The sequence below is a fragment of the Janthinobacterium sp. GW821-FHT03A03 genome (genome assembly GCF_059421435.1).
This window is the reverse complement of the sequence record NZ_JBWKUZ010000021.1, coordinates 1-25,401: the sequence shown is the minus strand read 5'-3', so window position 1 is coordinate 25,401 and position 25,401 is coordinate 1. Positions and strand designations below refer to the sequence as shown.

Below are 25,401 nucleotides of genomic sequence, written 5' to 3'. Positions count from 1 at the left end.
TACAATACCGCGTGCTATTCTAAATGACGGTATGAAGAATGCTGGCGCAATAAAAAAGCCCTTCCCCCACAACTTGATGTGCAATCCGCTAACCGGTCAGGCCGTGTCGCGGAAGGTTAGATTAACCCGCTAATCTCGCGAAGCGCGAAGAAAGGTGAGCAATATGATGCAACAATTTACGTCCAACTCCTACCTGTTCGGTGGGAATGCTCCGTACGTGGAAGATCTGTACGAAGCGTATCTCAATAATCCAGGTTCGGTACCGGACAACTGGCGCGCCTATTTCGACGCCATGCAGCACGTGCCTGCAGTCGATGGCACCAACAAGCCTGACGTGGCGCATGCCTCCGTCGTCGCCTCGTTCGCCGAGCGCGCAAAAGCAGGCCCGATCCGCACAGTGACCGCTTCCTTCGATGCCGAAATGGGCCGCAAGCGCGTCGCCGCCACCCAATTGATCGCCGCATACCGCTACCTGGGCACGCACTGGGCCAACCTGGATCCGCTGCAGCGCCAGGAACGTCCGATGATCCCGGAACTGGAGCCGAGCTTCTACGGATTCACCGATGCGGACATGGACACCGTGTTCAACATCAGCAATACCTATTTCGGCCCCGAGACCGCCACGCTGCGCGACCTGCTGAACTTCCTGCGCGATACCTACACGCGTTCGATCGGCGCCGAATTCATGTACATCTCCGACCCGGCCGAAAAGCGCTGGCTGCAAGAGAAACTGGAATCGATCCGCTCCACCCCGAATTTCACCCCAGAGAAAAAAATCCACATCCTCGACCGCCTGACCGCGGCTGAAGGCCTGGAACGCTATCTGCACACCCGCTACGTGGGCCAGAAGCGCTTCTCCCTGGAAGGCGGCGAAACCTTCATCGCCTCGATGGATGAAACCATCCAGCGCGCCGGCGAAAAAGGCGTGCAGGAAATCGTCATCGGCATGGCCCACCGCGGCCGCCTGAACGTGCTGGTGAACACCCTGGGCAAGGCGCCGCAGGAACTGTTCGAAGAATTCGAAGGCAAGCATGGCGACGACCTGCCTGCCGGCGACGTGAAGTACCATCAAGGCTTCTCGTCGGACATCTCCACCGCGGGCGGTCCGGTCCACCTGTCGCTGGCGTTCAACCCGTCGCACCTGGAAATCGTCAACCCTGTGGTCGAAGGTTCCGTCAAGGCCCGCATGGATCGCCGCGGCGACGTGCACGGCGCGCAAGTGCTGCCTATCCTGGTGCACGGCGATGCCGCTTTCGCCGGCCAGGGCGTGGTCATGGAAACGCTGAATCTGGCGCAGACCCGCGGCTACGGCACGGGCGGCACGGTGCATATCGTGATCAACAACCAGATCGGTTTCACCACCTCGGACCCGCGCGACTCGCGCTCGACCCTGTACTGCTCGGACGTCGTCAAGATGATCGAAGCGCCGGTCCTGCACATCAACGCCGATGATCCGGAAGCCGTGGTGCTGGCGACGCAGATCGCGCTCGACTACCGCATGGAATTCAAGAAGGACATCGTCCTCGACATCATCTGCTACCGCAAGCTGGGCCACAACGAGCAAGATACGCCGGCACTGACGCAACCGCTGATGTACAAGCGCATCGGCCAGCATCCGGGCACCCGCAAGCTGTACGCGGACAAGCTGGTTGCGCAAGGCGTGATCCCTGCCGATGGCGGCGACAAGATGGTGGCCGCCTTCCGCGACGCCATGGACGCCGGCAAGCACACCGTCGATCCGGTCATCTCGAACTTCAAGAACAAGTACGCTGTCGACTGGCTGCCGTTCCTGAACAAGAAATGGACCGACTCGGCCGATACGGCCGTGCCGATGACGGAACTGAAACGCCTGGCCGCGCGCATCACCACCGTGCCGGAACAGTTCAAGGTCCACTCGCTGGTCGAGAAGGTCCTGGGCGACCGCGCCACCATGGGCCGCGGCGAAATGAACCTGGACTGGGGCATGGGCGAACACCTGGCCTACGCATCGCTGGTATCGTCCGGCTACGCCATCCGCCTGACGGGCCAGGATGCGGGCCGCGGCACCTTCGTGCACCGCCACGCCGTGCTGCATGACCAGAACCGCGAACGCTGGGATGCCGGAACCTACATTCCGCTGCAAAACGTGTCGGACAACCAGGCGCCTTTCACCGTCATCGACTCGGTGCTGTCCGAAGAAGCCGTACTGGCCTTCGAATACGGCTACTCGACCGCTGAACCGAACACGCTGACGATCTGGGAAGCCCAGTTCGGCGACTTCGCCAACGGCGCGCAAGTGGTGATCGACCAATTCATCAGCTCCGGCGAAGTGAAGTGGGGCCGCGCTTCGGGCCTGGTCATGATGCTGCCGCACGGTTACGAAGGCCAGGGTCCTGAGCACTCGTCCGCGCGTCCAGAGCGTTTCCTGCAGCTGTGCGCAGACAACAACATGCAAGTGGTGCAGCCGACGACGGCTTCGCAGATCTTCCATTTGCTGCGCCGCCAGATGGTGCGCCAGTTCCGCAAGCCGCTGGTCATCCTGACGCCGAAGTCGCTGCTGCGCAACAAGGACGCCGGTTCGCCGCTGACCGACCTGGCCAAGGGCGGTTTCCAGACCGTCATCGGCGAAGTCGACGACAAAATCGATGCCAAGAAAGTCAAGCGCGTGGTCGCCTGCTCGGGCAAGGTCTACTACGACCTGGTCAACGCACGCAAGACCCGCGGCCAGACCGACACGGCCATCGTGCGCCTGGAACAGCTGTATCCGTTCCCGCATAAGTCGTTTGCTGCCGAACTGAAGAAGTTCCCGAACCTGGTCGAAGTCGTCTGGGCACAGGACGAGCCGCAAAACCAGGGCGCCTGGTTCCAGATCCAGCACAACATCTTCGAAGGCCTGGAATCGGGTCAGCGTCTGGCCTACGCCGGCCGTCCTGCTTCGGCGTCGCCGGCTGTCGGTTACTATGACAAGCACTACGCCCAGCAAAAAGATCTGCTGGAAACGGCATTTTCGAAGCTGAAAGGTTTTATCCTGACCAAGTAAGGATACCGGGCGCCGTGCGATGCGCATTGCGCCCGATCAACTAGATGATGACGGAGCGCCGCTCCTGCTACGCAGGGGCGGCGCCGCAATAACAAAATAAACGGAGTTTTACATGGCACAAATCGAAGTCAAAGTTCCCCAGTTGTCGGAATCGGTTGCGGAAGCGACCCTGCTGGCATGGCACAAGAAAGTCGGCGAGGCAGTTGCGCGCGACGAAAACATGATCGATATCGAAACCGACAAAGTGGTGCTGGAACTGCCGGCGCCGGCCGCCGGCGTGATCGTGCAGATCATCAAGGATAACGGCGCCACTGTCGTTGCCGGCGAAGTCATCGCCATCATCGACACCGATGGCTCGGCCAAGGTCAGCCCGATGGAAGTGTCCGCCGTGCCTGCGCCAGCCCTGGCTGCCGCCGCCCAAGACTCGGCACCGGCAGTGAACAAGAGCGATGTTGCCATGCCTGCCGCTGCCAAGATCCTGTCTGAAAAAGGCCTGTCCGCCGGCGACGTCGCCGGTTCCGGCAAAGACGGCCGCGTGACCAAGGGCGACGCCCTGGCCGCTTCCGCCAAGCCAGCCGTTGCGCCGCTGGCGCCAGCCGCTGCCAAGCCGGCGCTGCAACAAGTTGCCACGCCGTCGGCCGCCAGCCTGGGCGACCGCCCTGAAGAGCGCGTGCCGATGAGCCGCCTGCGCGCGCGTATCGCCGAGCGCCTGCTGCAATCGCAATCGACGAACGCCATCCTGACCACGTTCAATGAAGTGAACATGCAGCCGGTCATCGACCTGCGCAACAAGTACAAGGACAAGTTCGAGAAAGAGCACGGCGTCAAGCTGGGCTTCATGTCCTTCTTCGTCAAGGCAGCCGTCGCCGCCCTGAAAAAGTACCCGATCATCAATGCCTCCGTTGACGGCAACGACATCGTCTACCACGGCTACTTTGACATCGGCATCGCTGTCGGTTCGCCGCGCGGCCTGGTCGTGCCTATCATCCGCAACGCGGACCAGCTGTCGATCGCCGACATCGAGAAAAAAATCGGTGAATTCGGCGCGAAAGCCAAGGAAGGCAAGCTGACCCTGGACGACCTGACGGGCGGCACGTTCTCGATCTCGAACGGCGGCACCTTCGGCTCCATGCTGTCGACCCCGATCATCAACCCGCCGCAATCGGCCATCCTGGGCGTGCATGCGACCAAGGACCGCGCCGTTGTCGAAAACGGCCAGATCGTGGTGCGTCCGATGAACTACCTGGCCATGTCCTACGACCACCGCATCATCGACGGCCGCGAAGCCGTCCTGGGCCTGGTGGCGATGAAAGAAGCGCTGGAAGATCCTGCACGCCTGTTGCTGGACCTGTAAGCACTGTAGTCCCCCGGCGTAGCCGCCGGGGCAATGTAGCTGATACCCCTTGCCAGAAGACGCAGCTGGCTGATCTCAATGAAAGAGGATTCCCATGAACGTCTCTGAAGAAATCAAGCGCCTGCACGAATTGCATCTGGCGGGCGCCCTGAGCGACGCGGAATTCGCGCAAGCGAAAGCCAAGCTCTTGAGCAATATCAACCTGGACAAGCCGGACAGCACGTCCGGCGCCGGTGCGGCTGCCGGCCCGGCAAACGACCTGGTGCAGGAATTCAACCGCCTGCGCCGCTCGCGCACCGACCGCTGGCTCGGCGGCGTCTGCGGCGGCCTGGGACGCGCTTCCGGCATGGAAGCGTGGATCTGGCGCCTCGTCTTCGTCCTGTTTACATTGACCTTCGGCTTCGGCGTGGTGATTTACCTTCTATTGTGGATTTTCGTACCAGACGAAGAGATTGGAACAACAAAACATGAGTACTAAACAATTTGACGTAGTTGTCATCGGCGCGGGCCCAGGCGGCTACATCGCCGCCATCCGCGCAGCGCAGCTGGGCTTTTCCGTCGCCTGCGTCGACGAGTGGTCGAACGCCAAGGGCGGCGCCGCGCCTGGCGGCACCTGCACCAACGTCGGCTGCATCCCGTCGAAAGCGCTGCTGCAATCGTCCGAGCATTTCGAACACGCGGGCCACAGCTTTGCCGAGCACGGCATCGACGTCGCCGGCCTGAAGCTGAACCTGGGCCAGATGCTCAAGCGCAAGGACACCGTCGTCAAGCAAAACAACGACGGCATCCTGTACCTGTTCAAGAAGAACAAGATCGCCTTCTTCCACGGCCGCGCCGCTTTCGCTGCCGCCGCCGCTGGCGCGTATGAAATCAGCGTGACGGGCGAAGCCAACGAAACCCTGAGCGCCAAGCACGTGGTCATCGCCACGGGTTCGAACGCGCGCGAACTGCCGGGCGCACCATTCGACGAGAAACTGATCCTGTCGAACACGGGCGCACTGGCCATCGACGCCGTACCCGCCAAGCTGGGCGTCATCGGCGCCGGCGTGATCGGCCTGGAAATGGGCAGCGTCTGGCGCCGCCTCGGTTCCGACGTCACCGTGCTCGAAGGCCTGCCGGTCTTCCTGGGTGCCGTGGACGAGCAGATCGCCAAGGAAGCGTCGAAGCTGTTCACCAAGCAAGGCTTGAAGATCAATCTGGGCTGCAAGATCGGTGCGATCACGCCAGGCAAGAAAGACGTCACCGTGGAATTCGTGGACGCCAAGGGCGAAGCGCAAAAAGCCGTGTTCGACAAGCTGATCATCTCGATCGGCCGCACGCCGAACACGAACGGCCTGGGTGCCGACAAGGTCGGCCTGCAGCTCGACGAGCGCGGCTTCATCGCCGTCGACGGCGACTGCAAGACCAACCTGCCGAACGTCTGGGCAGTGGGCGACGTCGTGCGCGGCCCGATGCTGGCGCACAAGGCCGAAGAAGAAGGCGTTGCCGTGGCCGAGCGTATCGCCGGCCAGCATGGCCACACCAACTTCAACACGATTCCTTGGGTGATCTACACCTCGCCGGAAATCGCGTGGGTCGGCAAGACCGAGCAAACCCTGAAGGCCGAAGGCATTGCCTACAAAGCCGGCACCTTCCCGTTCATGGCCAACGGCCGTGCGCGCGCGCTGGGCGACACCTCGGGCATGGTGAAATTCCTGGCCGATGCGACCACCGATGAAATCCTCGGCGTGCATATCGTCGGCCCGATGGCGTCGGAACTGATTTCCGAAGCCGTCGTGGCGATGGAATTCAAGGCTTCGGCCGAAGACATCGCGCGCATCTGCCACGCCCATCCATCCCTGTCGGAAGCGACCAAGGAAGCGGCACTGGCCGTAGACAAGCGTACGTTGAACTTCTAAGAACATCTGGCAAAACCTGCTGCGCGTCGTAATTTGTGGTTTGTGATGCTCACTGTACCTTCGTACAGTTGCGCTTCTCGACCACAACTTCCTTCCGCTCGCTACGGTTTTGTCAGGCGTTGTAAACCAGTAGAGTACTTCGCAGCGGGCCGGCAAAGCAGTTTCTGCCTTGCCGGCCCGTTTGCGCTATGTCAAGAATCCCTGTTGAATCGAATCCCATGAACGTTGAAGAGTTTTACCAGCACGCGTTGCAGAAGCGCGATTTCAAGGCCGATGCCGCCCAGCGGCGCGCGGTCGACCGCCTGCAGCTGTGCTATGACGAGTGGGTGGCCTACAAGGGCCAGCGCTCGAGCACCTTCAAGCGCCTGATCAACCGTCCTGCCGTGCCCAGGGGCGTGTACATGTGGGGTGGGGTAGGGCGCGGCAAGTCGTTCCTGATGGACAGTTTTTATTCGGTCGTGCCCCTGGTGCGCAAGACGCGATTGCACTTCCACGAATTCATGCGCGGCGTGCACCAGCAGCTCGACGAATTGAAGGGCGTGGCCGACCCGCTCGATGAAGTTGCCAAGCGCATCGCCAAGAAATACCGCTTGATCTGTTTCGATGAATTCCACGTCTCGGACATCGCCGATGCGATGATCCTGTACAACCTGCTGTCGGCCCTGTTCGACAACGGCGTGTCCTTCATCATGACCTCGAATTACGACCCGGACCTGCTGTATCCGGATGGCCTGCACCGCGACCGCATGCTGCCGACCATCGCGCTGCTCAAGGCCAAGCTGGACGTGATGAACGTCGACGCCGGCGTCGATTACCGCGGCCGTGCGCTGGAGCAGGTGGAAAGCTACTACACGCCGCTGGGCGCGGCCACCGACCGCGCGCTGCGCGAGGCCTACGCGCGCATCGCCGAGACGGCCGACGAAGATGCGCACATCCGCATCGAGAGCCGCGAAATCCACTGCCTGCGGCGCGCCGGCGGCATCATCTGGTTCGATTTCGCCACCCTGTGCGGCGGCCCCCGCTCGCAAAATGATTACCTGGAAATCGCCAGCCGCTTCCATACAGTGATATTGTCCGGCATACCGGCCATGTCGGCGGCGCAGTCGTCCGAGGCGCGCCGCTTCACGTGGCTGATCGACGTGTTCTACGACCAGAAGGTCAAGCTGATCATGTCGGCCGAAGTGGCGCCGGAGCAGCTATACACGAATGGCATGCTGGCCAACGAGTTTCACCGCACCGTTTCGCGTATCATCGAGATGCAATCGCGCGAATACATGGAAAAAGAACAGCGCGGCGCGGCCGACGCGATCGTTTGAGGCAGGAAGAATGAATATGATGGCAAAAACACTATACCAGCTGGCGGCAGGCGTTGGCCTGGCCCTGGCCTTGTCCGCCTGCGCCCACCAGGGCAGCGCGGCATTGGATGAGGTCGGCGTGCCGCAGGTGCCCGCCACCTTGTCCATCGACGAGGCCGATGCCAAGCTCAAGCTGGCAGCCAGCGAGCGCGAGGCGGCCGAGGACGAGTATGCCGCGCGCGAGCAGGAATGCTACAGCAAGTTCTTCGTGAACAGCTGCCTGGACAAGGCCAAGGAAAAGCGCCGCCTGATCCTCGTGCGCCTGCGCGCCATCGAGGCTGAAGCGAATCACTTCAAGCGCGCCGAGTCCGTGCGCCTGCGCGATATCGACCTGGCCCGGACGCAGGAGGATGCGCGTCTCGATGCCGAGCAGCGCGCCGCCGCCTTGCCCAAGCCCGTGAAAGTGGTCGCGCCCGAGCCGGAACCACCCAAGCCGCAAGGCAAGAGCGTGGCCGAGCGCGAAGCCGAACATGCGGCCAAAGTGAAAAAGCAGGCCGCCGACGATGCCGCCGAGGCGCCGCGCCGCGCAGCCCGCGAAGCGGCGTTTGCCCGCAAGCAGGCCGAGGCCGCGGCGCGCCAGAAGCGCGTGGCGCAGCGCCTGGCCGAACGCCAGGCCGAAGCTGACGCCAAGGCGGCCAAGGCAGCGGCCAGCGGCGCGGCCGTCGCCGTCCCGCCTGCCAAATAAGCGGCCCCGCCGCCGGGCGCGCCGGAAATGGCGTGCCCTATCCCGCGCGGCAGGTTAAACTATGCACTCGCCGGTGATCCGGCGCAGATGGCGGCCTGCGCACGCTGCGCGCGCCTGTTGATCAACACTGCCTGGAACGCAACACATGAGCGATGTACAGCATATAGAGCGGCGCCTGATTGAACTCGACGTGGAACACCGTGACCTCGATGCCGTGATCGAGTTGCTGACACTCGATGGTCACTATGACGAGCTGCAACTGCGCCGCTTGAAAAAGCGCAAATTGCAGCTGAAGGACCACATCACATTGCTAAAAATGCAACTTGTGCCCGATGTTCCAGCCTGAGGGCGCCAGTAGCGCCCAGCCCGGCCCAGCCATAACCTTAAGTATATTTTGACCGATCACAATTTATTGCCTGCAAGCCAAGAAGGCCAGCCACCACAGGTGCCAGACGAACCCCAGGCGGCCCCTGGCAAGCACGATGCCGACATCGAACGCCTGTTTGGCGCCGGCGGTCCGCTGGGACCGGCCGTGGGCAGCTACAAGCCGCGCCGCTCGCAAACGGAAATGGCCAAGGCCATCGCCAGCGCCATCGACAGCCAGACGACCCTGATCGCCGAGGCGGGCACGGGCACCGGCAAAACCTTTGCCTACCTGGTGCCGGCCCTGATGTGGGGCGGCAAGACCATTGTTTCCACCGGTACGAAGAACTTGCAGGATCAGCTGTTCCTGCGCGATATCCCCACCGTGCGCGCCGCGCTGCAGGCGCCCGTCTCCGTGGCCTTGCTGAAAGGCCGCTCGAATTACGTCTGCCATTATCACCTGGAACGCACGCTGCAGAACGGACGCATGACCTCGCGCGACGACGTGGGGCATTTGCGTGAAATCTCGCGTTTCATCAAGATGACCAGTTCCGGCGACAAGGCGGAACTGGCCAAGGTGCCGGAAAACGCCATGATCTGGAACCTGGTCACGTCCACGCGCGACACCTGCATGGGCGCCGAGTGCCAGTACTACCAGGATTGTTTTGTGATGAAGGCCCGCAAGGAAGCCCAGCAAGCCGACGTAGTGGTGGTCAACCATCACCTGTTCTTTGCCGACGTGGCCCTGAAGGACACGGGCGTGGCGGAATTGCTGCCCTCGGCCAATACCATCATCTTCGACGAGGCGCACCAGCTGCCCGACACGGCCACTTTGTTCTTTGGAAATACCGTGTCCACCTCGCAAATCCTGGAACTGTGCCGCGACGTGCTGGCCGAGGGCCTCGCGCATGCGCGCGGCATCGACTGGGCGAAGACGGTCACGGTGGTGGAAAAGGCGGCGCGCGACCTGCGGTTGACCTTCCCGCAGGACATCGTGCGCCTGTCCTTGCCGCAGATCGCCCCGTCCAGCGATTTCTTCCCCGCGCTCGAGACCCTCAAGGATGAGCTTGACGGCATGGTGGCCGTGCTGGAAACCCAGGCGGAACGGGCGGAAACCCTGGAACAGTGCCGCGTGCGCGGCGTCGAGCTGGCGCAGCAGCTGAGCGGCTGGAAATTCGACCCGAAAGCCAAGGTGGCGGCCGGCGAGGAAGCGGTGTTCTGGGTGGAAGCCTTTTCCAGCTCCCTGCAGCTGCATAAAACGCCGCTGTCGATTGCGCCTATCTTCAACAACCAGCGCGAAGGCACGCCGCGCAGCTGGATTTTCACGTCGGCCACCCTGGCCGTGAAGAACGATTTCAAGCATTTTTCCGAACAGATGGGCTTGACGGGCGAACCGTCGCACACGTGGCCGAGTCCGTTCGACTATGGCCAGCAGGGTTTGCTGTTCGTGCCGCAAAACCTGCCGCAGCCCAATTCCCTCGGCTATACGGACGCCGTCATCGACTGCGCCCTGCCCATCATCGAGGCGGCGGGCGGACGCACCTTCTTCCTGTGCACCACCTTGCGCGCCGTCAAGCGGGCCGCCGAACGCCTGGCCGACGAGTTCAAGCAGCGCGGCCTGAACTTCCCCCTGTTCGTGCAGGGCGACCGGGGCCGCACGGAATTGCTGGACCAGTTCCGCGCCGCCGGCAATGGCGTGCTGATCGGCAGCCAGAGCTTCTGGGAAGGCGTCGACGTGCGCGGCGATGCCTTGTCGCTGGTGATCATCGACAAGCTGCCGTTCGCGCCGCCGGACGACCCGGTGCTGGCCGCGCGCATCGAAGTGATGGAAAAACAGGGCAAGAACGGTTTCATGCACCATTCGCTGCCGGAAGCCATCATCAACCTGAAGCAGGGCGCAGGCCGTTTGATCCGCGACGAGGGCGACCGCGGCGTGCTGATGATCTGCGATCCCCGCCTCATTTCCAAGCCCTACGGCAAGCGCATCTGGCAAAGCCTGCCGCCGTTCAAGCGCACGCGCGATACGAACGAAGTGGTGGAGTTCTTCCGCAACTTGCCGCCCCGCGCCGAGTAGTTTCTCTTGCCGGCGCCAGTGCGCCGGCTATTTCCCTTTGGAATCAACGCAGTAGCCGATGCCGTGGCGCATCGGCGCCTTGCCCTGCCTGCGTGCCCGGCATGCCGGAAACGGGCGTGATCGCGCCACATTCTGGCGTAGCCGCTGATGTTCAGGACGCCAGACACATCTTTGCGCCAGCGCAAACAGCTTGTTGCCCAGCCGTTTACAGTGACTTCATGCCCTGAGGGATCAGGGCGCGGCGACGGCAAAGCCGCACGGGGAAGCAGGGGGATGCCATGGAGATCCGCTACGGCTGTTTCTTGAGTTATGCGCACGGCCAATATGCGTTCATGAACAAATTCAAGAATGACCTCATCGAGGCCCTGGCCTGCTATCTGGAGCCGCACCTGGACCGCGAGGAGGTCCTGTTCATCGACAGCGAACAATTGGGCGGCGGCGACGATATCGACCTGCGCGTGGCGCGCGCCATGTGCCAGAGCGTGTGCATGATCGTGCTGTACACGCCGAAATATGAAGCGCACGGCTACACGCGGCGTGAGTTTGCCGCCATGCAACTGATCGAGCAGGAGCGCCGCGCCTGGTATGACTTGCCCAGCCACTTGATCATTCCCATCATCATGACGCGCCATCCCGATGGCTTGCCGCCGCAAATCACGGAATCGGGCCTGTACGTCGATTTCTCCGGCTATACGCTGGCCAGCGGCGACCTGAAGTCGAATCCACAATACCTGCCCGACATCGAACGCATCGTGCAGCGTATCGCCACGCATTACCACTTGCTCAAGCGTTCGACACCGCCTGGCCACGATTGCAGCCGTTTCGTGTTGCCCGACATTCCGCCGGAATGGCGTGCCGTTCCGCCTCCACACTTTCCACGTTAATCCACGTCAAAAGGTCCTGTCATGGAATGCCAACGCCTGTCCCTACCGCCTCTGAGCGCCCCTGGCGAAGTCGTCACCTTCTATTCCTACAAGGGCGGTACGGGCCGCACCATGGCGCTGTCGAATATCGCCGTGCTGCTGGCGCGCCGCGAAAACGCCAGCGTGCCGGTGCTGATGCTGGACTGGGACATGGAGGCGCCGGGCCTGCACCATTACTTCGAGCAGCACGAGGAGCGTCCTGGCGTACTGGAATTCTTCGAGGCTTGCCGCCTGCAGCTCGAACGCTTCAGCCTGGAAAGCGGTGCCGGGCAGGGCGCGGGCCGCGACGATGCGGTGCTGGCGCAGCGCGTGCTCGACGCCATCGACTGGCAGCAATACGTGGTGCGCGTCGACCAGGGCAGCCCGCTGTACCTGATGCGCGCCGGGCGTTTCGACGCCAGCTACAGCGAGCGCCTGTCGCAGATGCGCTGGGATCAATTGTTCGACACCTGCCCGGCCCTGTTCCGCTGCTTCGCCGATACCCTGGCCCAGCATTTCCGCTACGTGCTGGTCGATTCGCGCACGGGGCGCACGGACAGCGCCGGCATCTGCACCACCTTGCTGCCGAAAAAGCTGGTGGTGGTCTTCACGCCGAACCGGCAAAGCCTCGAAGGCGTCGACGCGCTCGTCACGCGCGCCATTGAATACCGGCGCAGCCATGAAGACGAGCAGCGCCCGCTGCTCGTGTATCCCTTGCCCTCGCGCATAGAAATGGGCGACGGGGCACAGCGCGCCGAGTGGCGCCGCGGCGACGCGCACAAGGGCATCGCCGGTTTCCAGCCCATGTTTGAACGGCTGCTGCGCGCCTCGTACGGCTTGCCGCAGATCGCCCTCGACAGCTACTTCGACGAAGTCCAGTTGCAGCAGACGAAAACCTTTGCCTATGGCGAACAATTGGCCGTGCGCATAGACCAGGGCGGCGACCGCTTTTCCCTCACGCGCACCTTTGAAGCCTTTTTGCACTGGATGACGGGCGGCTATTTTCCCTGGCAATCGAGCCGTGAAATCGCCTTGCTCGACGCCATCAGCGAAGCGCGCCAGGCCTTGCTGCTCGAACCGGGCCGCGCCGTGGCCCTGCCGCTGGCGCGCGACCTGGCCCGCCTTGGGGAGCTGTACCGCAAGGACGGGCGCGGCGCGCAGGCGCTCGACGCCTTCCGGCAAAGCGTCGAGATCCGCGTGCGCCTGCTGGGCGAAGAGCATCCCGACAGCCTGGCCGGCAAGAGCGGCATGGCGCGCCTGCTGCGCCAGCAGGGCAAGCTCGACGAGGCGCGCTTCCTCGAAGAAGACGTGGCCGACGTGCGCGAACGCCTGCAGGGCGCCGAGCATCCCGACACCCTGGCCGCCAGGGCTTGCCTGGCGCAGACCCTGGCCCTGCAGGGAGAACTGGCGGCGGCGCTGCTGTTGCAGGATGCGGTGCTGGCCAGCTACGTGCGACTGCTGGGCGGTGAGCATCCGGTGACCCTGGGAGCGATGGATGGCCGCGCCGCCACCTTGCTGCGCATGGGACGGCTCGGGCAGGCGCAGCAAGTGCTGGCCAAGGTGGTGGCGGCGCGCGAACGCCTGTTTGGCGCCGAACACGGCGATACCTTGCGCAGCAAGCTGGCCCTGGCGCAGGCGCTCGGGCGCGACGGCGACCTGCAAGGCGCGCGGCGCCTGCTCGACGCCGTGTTGCAGGCGCAGGAGCGGCGCCTGGGCGGCGACCATGCGGCCACCCTGGCCACGCGCGATCTGCTGGCCGATATCGTGGCCGGGCAGGGCGATTGGGCCGGTGCGCGCCAGTTGCATGAAGACCAGGTGGCGGCGCGCGAGCGCACGCAGGGGCTGGACCATCCGGAAACCCTGATGAGCCAGCGCAAGCTGGCCGAAGCCATGTTGCGGCGCGGCGAACTCGACGCGGCGCGCAGCGTGCAGGAGCAAGTGCTGGAAGTACATGCGCGCCTGCTGGGCGAAGATCACCTCGATACCTTGCACAGCAAGAAGCAGCTGGCCGGCACCCTGCAGCAGCAGGGCGACAGCGCGGCGGCGCGCCTGCTGGAAGATGACGTACTCAGCGGCAGTGACCGGCTGCTGAACGCGCCCGCGGCCGACAAGGCGCACGCGCATGCGGACAGCGTGCTCGATAGCGCGCGCCACTTGCAGGAAACCATCCTCGCGGGCCGCGCCAACGGCCATGAGGTGGCGGAACCGGAAACCCTGGCCAGCATGATCGGCATGCTGCAGGGCATGATCGAGCGCGAGCAGTATGCGCAGGCGGGCGAACTGGCCGAGCATCTGAAAGCGTGCCTGCTGCGTCCCGGCGTGCCCGGCAAGCTGCGCAAGCGCGGTATGGCGCAGCTGAAAAGAATGTATAAATTGCAAGGCAACCTCGATGCCTTGCTGGCCTTGCAGGAGGATGAAGTGCAGGCGCTGGAAGGGGCCTTGTCGGAAGCGCGCATCGAGCAGCGCTGAGCCTGCGCGCCATGCCGGTGCGCAGGCATAAAAAATGCTGCCGATCGGCGTGCGGTACGCGCAGTGTTGGCACTGCTTCAGGTAAAATCCCGTTATGAGAATTCTTATCAGTAACGACGATGGCTACCTGGCGCCGGGTCTTGCGGCACTGGCCGACGCGCTCGCGCCGATTGCCGAGATCGTGGTGGTGGCGCCCGACAGCAACCGCTCGGGCGCATCCAATTCACTGTCGCTGGACCGCCCCCTGTCCGTGCACAAGGCAGCCAACGGTTTTTATTATGTGAACGGCACGCCGACCGACTGCGTGCATGTGGCGCTGACGGGCATGCTGATGGAGCGCCCGGACCTGGTGGTCTCCGGCATCAATAATGGTCCGAATATGGGCGACGACACCTTGTACTCGGGCACCGTGGCCGCGGCCACGGAAGGCTATCTGTTCGGCATTCCGGCCATCGCCTTTTCGCAGTCCGAGTTTGGCTGGGTCAACCTGGACGCGGCCGCCCGCGTGGCGCGCGAGATCGTCGAACGGCGCTTTGATGCCCTGCAAAAGCCGTATTTGCTGAATGTCAATATTCCGGCGATTCCCTATGAGCAACTGCAAGGCGTGGCGGCCACGCGCCTGGGCAAGCGCCATTCGGCCGAACCGGTGATCCGCGCGCTCGACCCGCGTGGCCGTGAAATTTTCTGGATCGGCCCCGCCGGCGCCGCCAGGGAAGGCGGTCCCGGCACGGATTTTTACGCGGTGCAACAAGGACAAGTCTCGATCACCCCGCTGCAGATCGACCTGACGCATACTACCCAACTCGATGCCCTGGCCCAGGGCCTGGCATGACCGCTGACCATGACCGATAAGCCGCGCACCTTCCCCCTTTCCCTCGATTCGCTGGCGGGCAGGCCCGCCAGGCAGGGCGGGGGGCAGTCGCTGGCGCAGTCGCGCATCGCCACGCCGCAGACGGCCACGCAGAATGCGGCGCAGAATGCGGCCCGGGGCGGCACGCCGCACCATGGCGCCATGGCGCCTATTGCACCGTCGCGCGCGCAGGCCATCGCCAATGAGCGGGCGCAGCCGGCCGTGGTGGCGCCGCCGCGGCAAAATCCGCTGGTATCGGACGCCGTGCGCCGGGCCATGGTGGCGCGCATCGCGAAGCAGGGCGTCAAGGACCAGGTGGTGCTCGACGCCATGCAGGCCGTGCCGCGCCACATGTTCATGGACGAGGCGCTGGCGTCGCAGGCGTATATCGATGCCTCCCTGCCCATCGGCCATCACCAGACCATTTCCCAGCCGTACATCGTCGCGCGCATGATCGAAGTGATGCGCAATGGCGGCAGCTTGCAGCGCGTACTGGAGATCGGCACCGGTTGCGGCTACCAGGCGACCGTGCTGTCGCTGGTGGCGAAAGAGGTGTATTCGATCGAGCGCATCCGGCCCCTGCACGAGCTGGCGAAGGCCAATCTGCGCCCGCTGCGCGTGTCGAATCTGCGCTTGCAGTACGGAGATGGTATGCTTGGCCTGCCGCAGGCGGCTCCCTTTGACGGGATCATCCTTGCCGCAGCCGGCCTGGAAGTCCCGCAAGCCCTGCTGGAACAGCTGACGCTCGGTGGGCGTCTGGTTGCGCCAGTCGGTGCAAAATTGCAACACTTGCAACTCATTACCCGGGTGGGGAAAATGGAATGGACCAGCCAAACCCTGGAAGATTGCCATTTCGTGCCTTTGCGCCCGGGCACCATATGATGATTCCCGGATCAGCTAGCAAGCAGGACCTGAATATACATGCGAATGATGAAGAAAACGAATGATTAAGAAAAACAATGTAATCCTCTGCAGCCTCGTGCTGGCCGCCCTGTTGAGCGGTTGCGGCACGACAGGTGTCCAGGCGCCCGTCGTGGAGCGCCATCCATCGAGCAGCAGCGCCGCCGCCAGCGATCCGCGTGACCGCGACCCGGCGTATTACACGGTCAAGCGCGGCGACACCCTGTTGCGCATCGCCCTCGAGCACGGCCAGAACTACCGCGACCTGGTGGCCTGGAATGACTTGAGCAACCCGAACGACATCAAGGTCGACCAGGTATTGCGCGTGCTGCCGCCGAATGGCGACACGGGCGGCGCGCAAACATCGGCCATCGTCATGCCGCCGGCGACGGAAACCAAGCCGGCCGCGCCGGCCGTGCCGAAGAAAACGGGCCCGCGCGGCGAGAAGCGCGCGTATTCCGACGCCACCCTGGCCGAGCTGCGCGCCGATGGCGGCAGCGGCGACGCCAAGCCGGCGCCGGCCCCGACCGTCGCCGCCGCACCGGCCGCCGCCGCAGCAGCCCCTGCGGCATCGGCGCCAGGCGACGAGAAGATCAGCTGGATGTGGCCTTCCGAAGGCAAGGTCATCGGCACTTTCGACGAAGGCAAGAACAAGGGCGTCGACATCGCCGGCAAGGCGGGCCAGCAGGTGGTGGCCGCCGGCGCGGGAAAAGTCATGTATGCCGGGAGCGGAATCCGTGGTTATGGTAATCTTGTCATCGTGAAGCACAGTAACAGCTTGTTGTCGGCGTATGCGCATAACCGCAGCATATTGGTGAAGGAAGGGCAGAACGTCAACAAAGGCCAGGCCATCGCCGAAATGGGTGATTCCGACGCCGACCGCGTGAAGCTGCACTTTGAAATCCGCCAGCAGGGCAAGCCTGTCGACCCTTCGAAATTCCTGCCTAACCGTTAGGTAAAGCAATGACACACGCGCCGCACGATCAGCTGGACGATGACCCGGAACCGCCGGAAGACGGGGCCGACGAAGTCGTGACGGACGATGCCGGCGAACTGGAGGGCATTGACGCCGTCGATGCGGGCGAGGGCGGCGAAGTGGCCAGCGTCAGCGTGCTGGTCGAAAGTGTCGATGAATTGAAGAAAGTGCTGGCGGCCGAACTGTCGACCGATACCACGCAGCACTACCTGAACCAGATCGGCACGCGGCCCCTGCTGACGGCGGCGCAAGAGGTGCATTACGCCACCCTGGCCAAGCAGGGCAATTTTGAAGCCCGGCAAACCATGATCGAGCACAACCTGCGCCTGGTCGTGTCGATCGCCAAGCATTACATCAACCGCGGCGTGGTCTTGCTCGACATGATAGAGGAGGGCAACATCGGCCTCATGCGCGCCATCGACAAGTTCGAACCGGAGCGCGGTTTCCGTTTTTCCACCTACGCCACCTGGTGGATACGCCAGAGCATCGAGCGCGCCATCATGAACCAGGCGCGCACGGTGCGCCTGCCCGTGCACATGGTGCGCGAACTGAACCAGATTCTGCGCGGCAAGTATCACCTGGAAGCCCAGCACCACGACGGCAAGGATGCCACCGCGGAAGACATCGCCCACCTGGTGGGCCGTCCCGTGGAAGAGGTGCAGGATATCCTGGCCCTGTCCGAGCACGCCACCTCGCTCGACGCGCCGCTCGACAACGACCCGCAGTCGTCGCTGATGGACATGTTGCCCGGCGCCAGCGAAGACAGCCCCGACGCGCGCGCTGAACACCACGAAATGACGGTGCTGGTGCGCGACTGGCTGACCAAGCTGCCCGACAAGCAGCGCGTCGTCATCATGCGCCGTTTCGGCCTCGACAACGACGATCCGGCCACGCTGGAAACCCTGGCCGAGGAAATGGGCGTGACGCGCGAGCGCGTGCGCCAGATCCAGCAGGAAGCGCTGATTAAACTGAAGCGCGCCATGGCGGCGCGCGGCGTCGTGCGCGACTCCTTGCTCTAGGACGCCCGGTCCCGGTATTTTCGGGGCCGCATCTGCTATCATACGCCCCGCTCGCGGCGCCTGACTTTCCCCCATTCTTTCAAGTTCCAGCGCGGCCCTGCGTCCTGGCCCACTCTTACCTATTGATCGCTATGCAAGAAAATATCATCGAAATCAAATCGCTCGACATGGACGCCCGCGGCGTTGGCCATATCGAGAACGAAGACGGCTCGCCGGGCAAGGTCGTGTTTGTCGAAGGCGCATTGCCGGGCGAGCGCGTCAGCTTTGTGACGTTCAAGAAGAAGAAAAACTGGGAAATGGCCCGCATGACGGCGCTGCACCGCGAATCGGCCATGCGCGTGACGCCCAAGTGCAAGCATTTCGACAACTGCGGCGGCTGCTCGATGCAGCACCTGGAGCCGTCGGCGCAGGTGGCGATCAAGCAGCGCGTGCTGGAAGACAACTTGTGGCATATCGGCAAGGTGCGCCCGCAAAGCATCATGCGCCCCATGTATGGCCCGACCTGGGGCTACCGCTACCGCGCGCGCCTGTCCGTGCGCCACGTCAAGAAGAAGGATGCCGTGCTGGTGGGCTTCCATGAAAAGAAATCGGCGTTTGTCGCTGACATGGATAGCTGCGAAATCCTGCCGCCGCACATTTCCGCCATGCTGCTGCCGCTGCGTGGATTGATTGCGTCGCTGTCCATCTTCGACCAGATGCCGCAGATCGAGCTGGCTGTCGGCGAAGACGTCACGGCCATGGTCTTGCGCATCATGGCGCCGCTCACGGCGGACGACGAAACGAAATTGAAGGCCTTTGCCGACGAGTACGGCGTGCAATGGTGGCTGCAGGTGAAAGGTCCGGAAACGGCCGTGCCGTTCTATCCGCTCGACAAGCAATTGCATTACCTGCTGCCGGAATTCGGCGTCAAGATGCCGTTCAAACCCGTTGATTTTACGCAAGTGAACCACCACATCAACCGCGTGCTGGTATCGAAAGCCCTGCGTTTGCTGGAAGTGCAGCCGCAAGACCGCGTGGCCGACCTGTTCTGCGGCCTCGGTAATTTCACCTTGCCGCTGGCCACGCAAGGCAGCGCAGTGGTCGGCATCGAAGGCAGCACCACCCTGACGGAGCGGGCGCTGGAGAACGCGCTGGCCAACGGCCTGGCGGAAAAAACCTCGTTCTCGACGCGCAACCTGTTCGAAGTGACGACGGACGACCTGATCGCGCTGGGCAAATTCGACCGCATGCTGGTCGACCCGCCGCGCGATGGCGCCATGGCCCTGTGCCAGGCGCTGGTCGGCCTGTCGCAAGTGCGTCCGGACCTGCTGCCCAAGCGCATCGTGTATGTGTCGTGCAGCCCGTCCACGCTGGCGCGCGACGCCGGCATCCTGGCGCTGGAAGCGGGTTATGTACTGAGCAAGGCGGGCGTGGTGAACATGTTCCCGCATACTTCCCACGTGGAATCCATGGCAGTGTTTGATTTGCTCTGAGGGCACACCTGAGAAAACGTCCATAGCTGCGTTGCCTTGCCTAGCCGTACTTACGTACTGTCTTTGGCAAGGTGACTTGCTCTGAACGTGAAAAAACGTCCATAGCTGCGTTGCCTTGCCTAGCCGTACTATTCGTACTGCCTTCGGCAAGGCGCCTTGCTCTGAACGTTTTTCAGGCGCGCTGAAGCTCCCCCATGCGCTGGCCCGGGTTCCGCGCTAATACCACTCACAGCGTATTAAAAAACTGGTCTGTCTTTTCCTGGTCCAGCGTCTTTTTTCGTCCTTCCTCTGCCGTTTTTTCATTGTCCAGTAGGACAACACGCCGTTCGCATAAGCCGCTGCGCTTTTTGCGCAAAGTGGTATTACTCACTTCGAGGCCACTTCAAAACCACTTGACCGCCTATTTTTTCAGCAGCATGCTGTTCTTGCAACTGCAAAAAAACAAGATCACAGGTAGCTCTTATCGAAGCAGAGTGGTATTTCCGCAAACCTGAACAGGAGACAACGTGGAAAATTTAATACTCAGAAAAACGATCAGGAACATGATGGTATGCCTGGCCAGCGGTGGCGTGCTGGCTGCGTGCGGCGGCGGTGGCGACGCCAGCGCGCCGGCAGGTTCGCAACTGCTGGCTGTCAGCACGGTCGCCTGCATCCCATGGCAGGAGGGCGGCACGTATAACGCGGGCACGGTGGTCACGTACCTGGGCGCCAACTACACGGCCCTGGTGACGCAGACCGACCACGTGGGCTCGGGCTGGAATCCCGTTTCCACGCCGAGCCTGTGGAGCGCCGGCGGCAGCTGCGACGGCGGCACCACGCCAACCCCGACGCCAACCCCGACGCCGACGCCGACGCCGACGCCAACGCCAACGCCAACGCCAACGCCAACGCCAACGCCAACACCAACGCCAACGCCAACGCCAACGCCAACGGGCAGCACCTGCGCGCTGGCGTGGGCATCGGGTACCGCCTACAGCGCGGGCGCCATCGTCAGCTTTGCCGGCACCAATTACCGTGCCAATTACTGGACCCTGGGCGATAACCCGTCGACCAACAACGGCGCCGCCGGCACGGGCAAACCATGGACCAGCCAGGAGCTGTGCAGCATCACGCCGACGCCGACGCCGACGCCGACACCGACGCCGACACCGACGCCAACGCCAACGCCAACGCCAACGCCAACGCCAACGCCAACGCCTACTCCGACGCCTACTCCGACGCCCGCGGGCCGCGAAGTCGGTTCCTATTTCGCCCAATGGGGCGTGTATGGCCGCGACTATGAAGTGGCGAACGTGCATACCAGCGGCGTGGCCGACAAGTTGACATTCATCAACTACGCTTTCGGCAATATCTATCCGAAAAACGGCGGCTATGAATGCGGCATGATCACCAAGACGGAGCCGGGCGCGACGAATCCGAATTCGCCGGACGCGGGCACGGGCGGCGATGCCGAGGCCGACTACATCCGCACGCCGAAGCGCACCGTCGATGGCCAGGCCATTCCGTGGGACGCGCCGTTGTCGGGCAACTTCCTGCAGCTGAAAAAGCTGAAGGCGGCGCACCCGAACCTGAAATTGTTCATCTCCCTGGGCGGCTGGAGCTGGTCGAAGAACTTCTCCGTCGGGTCGGCCACCGATGCGCTGCGCAAGCAGATGGTGCGTTCCTGCATCGACATCTACATCAAGGGCAACCTGCCGGTACAGGGCGGGCGCGGCGGCGTGGGGGCGGCGGCCAACATCTTTGACGGCATCGACATCGACTGGGAATACCCGGTCGGCGGCGGCCAGCCGTACAACACGGTCAGCCCCAACGACAAGCGCAACTTCACCTTGCTGATGGCGGAATTCCGCAGCCAGCTCGATGCGCTGGGCGCCGCCAACGGCAAGCGCTACCTGCTGACGGCGGCCGTCGGTGCCGGCAAGGACAAGATCGACAACACGGAACCGGCCCTGTACTCGCAGTACATGGATTGGATCAACCTGATGACCTACGACTTCCACGGCGGCTGGGAAAACAGCACCAACTTCAACGCCCAGCTGTTTGCCGACCCTGCCGATCCGTCGACGGGCATGGCGCGCGAATACGTGGGCGACAAGGCGGTGCAGTACATGCTTGCCGCCGGCGTGCCGCGCGACAAGCTGCTGCTGGGCATACCGTTCTATGGCCGCGGCTGGACGGGCGTGGCGCCGGGACCGAACGGCGACGGCCTGTACCAGGCGGCCACGGGCACGGCGCCGGGCACCTACGAGTCGGGCATCGAGGACTATAAAATCCTCGTCGCCAAGGCCGGCACGCGCTACTACCATCCCGTGACCAAGCAGCTGTACCTGTACACGGGAGCGGGCGGCCAGTGGTGGAGCTATGACGACCCGACCGTCATCGGCACCAAGGTGAAGTACGTGAAGGACCAGGGCTTGCGCGGCGCATTCTCGTGGGAACTCGATGGCGACGCGAACGGCGTGCTGGCGACCGAGGTGTGGAAAGTGCGGTAATGTTGATGTAGCGTAAGACGCGGCCGGATAGCCATGCTGTCCGGCCGTTTATTCATGGAAAAACATGGGAGGCGGGCGATGGCGGCGGTATCGACATTCGGAGTCAACAAGCAGCAGGAGCAGGAACTGAGCCGCGAGTGGCGCAGCTGGATCGCGGAAAACCTCATGCTGGGCAGCCATCCTTCGGCGCTGATGCCGGCGCTGCAAAAGGCCGGCATCGCGGAAGGCCTGGCGCGCCGCGAAGTGGAGCTGGCGCTGCAAAGCCCGTATCTGGCCGGCGCCGTGCGCCTGTCGAACCGCCTGGCCAAGCGCGACTGGGTGATCGATATCCAGCGCAAGCTGAACCAGCTGCGCTCACCCGAAATTCCCCGCCGCGAGAGGCTCTGCGCGCAGGAATTCCTGGAGGAATACTATTCGACCAACCAGCCCGTCATCATCACGGGCATGCTGGACGACTGGCCCGCCATGGCCAAATGGAGCCCGGCCTATTTCCGCGCACATTTTGCGCAGCGCGAGGTGGAAGTGCAGTTCGGCCGCGAAGCGGATGCCCAGTACGAAATGAACAGCGTGGCGCACAAGCGCAAGATGGCCTTTGGCGAGTACGCTAGCCTGGTCGAGAACAGCGGCGCGACCAACGATTTTTACATGACGGCGAACAACGATTCGCAAAACCGGCAGGCGCTGCGCGAGCTGTGGGACGATATCGGCCAGCTGCCCGAATATCTGGAGCAAAGTGGCGCTCCCACGGGCTTCCTGTGGTTCGGCCCGGCCGGCACGGTGACGCCGTTCCACCACGACCTGACGAACAACTTCATGGCGCAAGTCAAGGGGCGCAAGCGCCTGCGCATCATGGCCGCCTGCGAAGTGGCGCGCGTGTACAACCAGCGCCACTGCTTTACGCCCGTCGACGGGCGCGACATCGACCTGCGGCGCTATCCGCTGATGGCCGACGTGCGGGTGCGCGAATGCGTGCTGGCGCCGGGCGAGATCCTGTTCCTGCCCGTCGGCTGCTGGCATTTTGTCGAAGCGCTGGACGTGTCGATGACGGTGGCGTTCACCAACTTCAAATGGGATAACGATTTTTACAGCAAGTATCCATCGAATCACGACTTTTGATCGCGGGGCCGACTGGCGCCAACGCACCGCGAACAGCCGCCGTATAGGCGGCTTTTTTCATGCTACGGCGCGCTTCTTGTATAAGATATTTCCATAAAATAATTGATTAAAATCATTTTGGAGCAAATATTTTGATATGAATCACCATGATGTTTCATTATCCAGATGGTCGTGGCGGGCGGATAATTTTGTGGGTGGCGCGCCGCCTGGCATCTGAATGACTTGCCGGCGCGCCAGTACCGACAATCATCTGGAGGCGGCACGGCATGAACACGCAGCAAACGACACGGGCAGCAATGCAGTTGCAACAAACACCGGCGGGCGGCACCGGACTCGGGCTCGACACGCGGCTGACGCGCGAAGCGGCCGAATTGCTGGCCAGGGCCGACATCCGCCTGAATGGCCGCGCCGCGTGGGACATGCAGTTGCGCAAACCAGGTGTGCCCGAACGGGCTTTCGCCAGCGGCAACCTGGGCCTGGGCGAAGCGTATATGGACGGCGACTGGGATGCGGGCCGGCTCGATGAATTCTTTTGCCATTTGCTGCGTGCCCGCGTGGCCGACGACGTGCGCCCCATGCGCCTGGCCTTCCACGCCCTGTATGCGCGCCTGTTCAACCTGCAGACGGAGCGCCGCGCGTGGATGGTGGGCAAGGAACATTACGACCTGGGCAATGCCTTCTATGCGGCCATGCTCGATCCGCGCATGACTTATACCTGCGGCTACTGGAAGGATGCCAGCAACCTGGCCGAGGCGCAGGAAGCCAAGCTTGATTTGATCTGCCGCAAGCTGCGGCTGGAGCCGGGCATGCGCGTGCTCGACATCGGCTGCGGCTGGGGCAGTTTCATGCGCTATGCGGCGGAAAAATACCAGGTGCAGTGCGTGGGCGTGACGATTTCGCAAGAGCAGGTTGCGTATGCGCGCGGCATGCCGGGCGGCGAACAGCTGGACTTCCGCCTGCAGGATTACCGCGACACCGATGAAAAATTCGACCGCATCGTCAGCATCGGCATGTTCGAGCACGTGGGGCATAAAAATCACCGCACCTTCATGGAGGTGGCGCACCGCTGCCTGGAGGACGACGGCCTGTTCCTGCTGCACACGATAGGTAAAAATAAACGCCATTCCGCGTGCGACCCGTGGATCGACAAATACATTTTCCCGAATGGCGACTTGCCGTCGATCGGCCAGATCGGCGACGCCATCGACGATCTGTTCGTGGCCGAGGACTTGCACAACTTCGGCGCCGACTACGACAAGACCCTGATGGCCTGGCATGCGAATGTCGAGCAGGCGTGGCCGCGCTTTTCCGCCCAGCTGGGCGAGCGCTTCCACCGCATGTGGTCATACTATTTGCTGTCCTGCGCGGGTGCCTTCCGCGCGCGCGATCTGCAGCTGTGGCAATGGGTGTTATCGAAGCAGGGCGTGCTCGGCGGCTACGAGCGCGTCAGTTGAAATGTGCGGCAGCTGATATCATCGCTTGATGGATATCAATCAAGCGCGTACCTTCCTCGAAGTGGCGTCCTGCGGCAGTTTTATCATGGCGGCCGAGCGCATGCATGTGACGCAGACGGCCGTCAGCGCCCGCATCCGCACGCTGGAGCAGCAGCTGGGGCGCCAGCTGTTCGTGCGCAACAAGGCCGGTGCGCGGCTGACGCCGGCCGGCGAGCGCTTCATGCGCCATGCGGCCACCATGGTGCAGGTGTGGGAACGGGCGCGCCACCAGGTGGCCTTGCCGCCGGGGCGCGATGACGCCGTCAGCATCGGCTGCGAACTGAGCTTATGGCAGCCGATGCTCGGCGACTGGCTGATACGCATGAGCCGCGACTGCCCCGAAATCGCCTTGCGCGCGGAAGTCGACAGCCCGGCGCGCCTGCTCGACGCCGTGCACGACGGCTCGCTGGACCTGGCCGTGCTGTACAACCCGCCCCAGCGTCCCGGCCTCGTCAGCGAGCTGCTGGCCGAAGAAAAGCTGGTGATGGTGACCACGCGCGCGGACGGGCAGATGCATGTCGATAAGTACGTGTACGTGGACTGGGGGCCCAGCTTCGCGGCCAATCACCAGGCGGCGTATCCGGAACTGAGCAGCCCGCCCGTGTCGATCTCGCTGGGGCCGCTGGCCCTCGTGTACCTGCTGGAAGCGGGCGGCGCCAGTTACTTTCGCATCGGCAGCGCGCAGCCTTACCTGGACGCGGGCCTCTTGCACCGCGTGCATGACGCGCCCGAATTTTCGCATTCCGCCTGCGCCGTGTATGCGGCCCAGCGCGACAACCCGACCCTGGACCGCGCCCGCGCCTGCCTGCTCGACGTCGCCGAGAAGGTCAGGTAGATGCTGCAGACGTAAAAAAGCCGACCCGCGGGTCGGCTTTTATTCATAAGCGTGACCCGTCCTGGAATAAGTTGACACTTTTTCGTTACAGAGAAGGAGTGTCCGATGGAACAAGGGTTTCGACGCAGT

19 protein-coding genes are annotated in these 25,401 nt (G+C 63.2%); all 19 read left to right on the top strand.

The window, feature by feature from the left end:
- Nucleotides 1–163 precede the first annotated feature (163 nt).
- The 19 genes from AC07VI_RS24990 to AC07VI_RS24900 all read left to right on the top strand — a co-directional run bounded on the left by AC07VI_RS24990 (nt 164) and on the right by AC07VI_RS24900 (nt 25,272).
- Complete coding sequence (locus AC07VI_RS24990; protein WP_086146044.1) at nt 164–3,019, top strand: 2-oxoglutarate dehydrogenase E1 component; 2,856 nt, start codon at nt 164–166, stop codon at nt 3,017–3,019.
- 112 nt (nt 3,020–3,131) lie between these two features.
- The gene (gene odhB, locus AC07VI_RS24985; RefSeq protein WP_099374982.1) at nt 3,132–4,373 is read left to right on the top strand and encodes a 2-oxoglutarate dehydrogenase complex dihydrolipoyllysine-residue succinyltransferase; all 1,242 of its coding nucleotides are present in this window, start codon (nt 3,132–3,134) and stop codon (nt 4,371–4,373) included.
- A 94-nt stretch (nt 4,374–4,467) separates the two neighbouring features.
- Nucleotides 4,468–4,851 carry a PspC domain-containing protein gene (locus AC07VI_RS24980; RefSeq protein ID WP_099374981.1) on the top strand — a complete coding sequence of 128 codons (384 nt, stop codon included), beginning with the start codon at nt 4,468–4,470 and terminating at the stop codon, nt 4,849–4,851.
- Nucleotides 4,841–6,271 carry a dihydrolipoyl dehydrogenase gene (gene lpdA, locus AC07VI_RS24975; protein ID WP_035820749.1) on the top strand — a complete coding sequence of 477 codons (1,431 nt, stop codon included), beginning with the start codon at nt 4,841–4,843 and terminating at the stop codon, nt 6,269–6,271. The genes AC07VI_RS24980 and lpdA overlap by 11 nt, the downstream gene beginning before the upstream one ends.
- 218 nt (nt 6,272–6,489) lie before the next feature.
- A complete protein-coding gene (zapE, locus tag AC07VI_RS24970) occupies nt 6,490–7,587 on the top strand; it encodes a cell division protein ZapE (RefSeq protein ID WP_086146047.1) in 1,098 nt (365 codons plus the stop codon).
- A 16-nt stretch (nt 7,588–7,603) separates the two neighbouring features.
- Entirely contained in the window at nt 7,604–8,311 is a 708-nt protein-coding gene (locus AC07VI_RS24965; protein ID WP_494808827.1) for a hypothetical protein, read from the top strand.
- Between the two features lie 145 nt (nt 8,312–8,456).
- A complete protein-coding gene (locus AC07VI_RS24960; RefSeq protein ID WP_076566935.1) occupies nt 8,457–8,657 on the top strand; it encodes a YdcH family protein in 201 nt (66 codons plus the stop codon).
- 99 nt (nt 8,658–8,756) lie between these two features.
- The gene (gene yoaA, locus AC07VI_RS24955) at nt 8,757–10,748 is read left to right on the top strand and encodes a DNA repair helicase YoaA (protein WP_086148217.1); all 1,992 of its coding nucleotides are present in this window, start codon (nt 8,757–8,759) and stop codon (nt 10,746–10,748) included.
- Nucleotides 10,749–11,026: 278 nt separating this feature from the next.
- Nucleotides 11,027–11,632 carry a toll/interleukin-1 receptor domain-containing protein gene (locus AC07VI_RS24950; RefSeq protein WP_086148216.1) on the top strand — a complete coding sequence of 202 codons (606 nt, stop codon included), beginning with the start codon at nt 11,027–11,029 and terminating at the stop codon, nt 11,630–11,632.
- 21 nt (nt 11,633–11,653) lie between these two features.
- A complete protein-coding gene (locus AC07VI_RS24945) occupies nt 11,654–14,119 on the top strand; it encodes a tetratricopeptide repeat protein (protein WP_492995144.1) in 2,466 nt (821 codons plus the stop codon).
- Nucleotides 14,120–14,213: 94 nt separating this feature from the next.
- Entirely contained in the window at nt 14,214–14,951 is a 738-nt protein-coding gene (gene surE / locus AC07VI_RS24940; RefSeq protein WP_086148214.1) for a 5'/3'-nucleotidase SurE, read from the top strand.
- A gap of 9 nt (nt 14,952–14,960) precedes the next feature.
- The gene (locus tag AC07VI_RS24935; protein WP_086148213.1) at nt 14,961–15,851 is read left to right on the top strand and encodes a protein-L-isoaspartate(D-aspartate) O-methyltransferase; all 891 of its coding nucleotides are present in this window, start codon (nt 14,961–14,963) and stop codon (nt 15,849–15,851) included.
- Nucleotides 15,852–15,912: 61 nt separating this feature from the next.
- The gene (locus AC07VI_RS24930; protein ID WP_492995141.1) at nt 15,913–16,824 is read left to right on the top strand and encodes a peptidoglycan DD-metalloendopeptidase family protein; all 912 of its coding nucleotides are present in this window, start codon (nt 15,913–15,915) and stop codon (nt 16,822–16,824) included.
- An 8-nt stretch (nt 16,825–16,832) separates the two neighbouring features.
- Nucleotides 16,833–17,864: an RNA polymerase sigma factor RpoS gene (gene rpoS, locus AC07VI_RS24925; RefSeq protein WP_086148211.1), complete on the top strand. Its 1,032-nt coding sequence runs from the start codon at nt 16,833–16,835 to the stop codon at nt 17,862–17,864.
- Between the two features lie 131 nt (nt 17,865–17,995).
- Nucleotides 17,996–19,336 (top strand): 23S rRNA (uracil(1939)-C(5))-methyltransferase RlmD, encoded by a 1,341-nt coding sequence (gene rlmD, locus AC07VI_RS24920; protein WP_086148210.1) that lies wholly within the window; start codon nt 17,996–17,998, stop codon nt 19,334–19,336.
- A 542-nt stretch (nt 19,337–19,878) separates the two neighbouring features.
- A complete protein-coding gene (locus AC07VI_RS24915; protein ID WP_492995139.1) occupies nt 19,879–21,828 on the top strand; it encodes a glycosyl hydrolase family 18 protein in 1,950 nt (649 codons plus the stop codon).
- A gap of 78 nt (nt 21,829–21,906) precedes the next feature.
- Entirely contained in the window at nt 21,907–22,944 is a 1,038-nt protein-coding gene (locus AC07VI_RS24910) for a cupin-like domain-containing protein (RefSeq protein ID WP_492995137.1), read from the top strand.
- A gap of 296 nt (nt 22,945–23,240) precedes the next feature.
- The gene (gene cfa / locus AC07VI_RS24905) at nt 23,241–24,398 is read left to right on the top strand and encodes a cyclopropane fatty acyl phospholipid synthase (protein ID WP_492996357.1); all 1,158 of its coding nucleotides are present in this window, start codon (nt 23,241–23,243) and stop codon (nt 24,396–24,398) included.
- A 28-nt stretch (nt 24,399–24,426) separates the two neighbouring features.
- Complete coding sequence (locus AC07VI_RS24900) at nt 24,427–25,272, top strand: LysR family transcriptional regulator (protein WP_086148206.1); 846 nt, start codon at nt 24,427–24,429, stop codon at nt 25,270–25,272.
- Nucleotides 25,273–25,401: the final 129 nt, after the last annotated feature.

Excerpts from the sequence above, each read along its gene's own strand:
- rlmD (WP_086148210.1), top strand. The coding sequence starts at position 17,996 with ATGCAAGAAAATATCATCGAAATCAAATCGCTCGACATGGACGCCCGC.
- AC07VI_RS24945 (WP_492995144.1), top strand. The coding sequence starts at position 11,654 with ATGGAATGCCAACGCCTGTCCCTACCGCCTCTGAGCGCCCCTGGCGAA.
- AC07VI_RS24900 (WP_086148206.1), top strand. The coding sequence starts at position 24,427 with ATGGATATCAATCAAGCGCGTACCTTCCTCGAAGTGGCGTCCTGCGGC.
- rpoS (WP_086148211.1), top strand. The coding sequence starts at position 16,833 with ATGACACACGCGCCGCACGATCAGCTGGACGATGACCCGGAACCGCCG.
- AC07VI_RS24915 (WP_492995139.1), top strand. The coding sequence starts at position 19,879 with ATGATGGTATGCCTGGCCAGCGGTGGCGTGCTGGCTGCGTGCGGCGGC.
- AC07VI_RS24935 (WP_086148213.1), top strand. The coding sequence starts at position 14,961 with ATGACCGATAAGCCGCGCACCTTCCCCCTTTCCCTCGATTCGCTGGCG.
- AC07VI_RS24950 (WP_086148216.1), top strand. The coding sequence starts at position 11,027 with ATGGAGATCCGCTACGGCTGTTTCTTGAGTTATGCGCACGGCCAATAT.
- AC07VI_RS24965 (WP_494808827.1), top strand. The coding sequence starts at position 7,604 with ATGATGGCAAAAACACTATACCAGCTGGCGGCAGGCGTTGGCCTGGCC.
- zapE (WP_086146047.1), top strand. The coding sequence starts at position 6,490 with ATGAACGTTGAAGAGTTTTACCAGCACGCGTTGCAGAAGCGCGATTTC.
- lpdA (WP_035820749.1), top strand. The coding sequence starts at position 4,841 with ATGAGTACTAAACAATTTGACGTAGTTGTCATCGGCGCGGGCCCAGGC.
- AC07VI_RS24990 (WP_086146044.1), top strand. The coding sequence starts at position 164 with ATGATGCAACAATTTACGTCCAACTCCTACCTGTTCGGTGGGAATGCT.
- cfa (WP_492996357.1), top strand. The coding sequence starts at position 23,241 with ATGCAGTTGCAACAAACACCGGCGGGCGGCACCGGACTCGGGCTCGAC.
- AC07VI_RS24930 (WP_492995141.1), top strand. The coding sequence starts at position 15,913 with ATGATTAAGAAAAACAATGTAATCCTCTGCAGCCTCGTGCTGGCCGCC.
- odhB (WP_099374982.1), top strand. The coding sequence starts at position 3,132 with ATGGCACAAATCGAAGTCAAAGTTCCCCAGTTGTCGGAATCGGTTGCG.
- AC07VI_RS24980 (WP_099374981.1), top strand. The coding sequence starts at position 4,468 with ATGAACGTCTCTGAAGAAATCAAGCGCCTGCACGAATTGCATCTGGCG.
- AC07VI_RS24910 (WP_492995137.1), top strand. The coding sequence starts at position 21,907 with ATGGCGGCGGTATCGACATTCGGAGTCAACAAGCAGCAGGAGCAGGAA.
- surE (WP_086148214.1), top strand. The coding sequence starts at position 14,214 with ATGAGAATTCTTATCAGTAACGACGATGGCTACCTGGCGCCGGGTCTT.
- AC07VI_RS24960 (WP_076566935.1), top strand. The coding sequence starts at position 8,457 with ATGAGCGATGTACAGCATATAGAGCGGCGCCTGATTGAACTCGACGTG.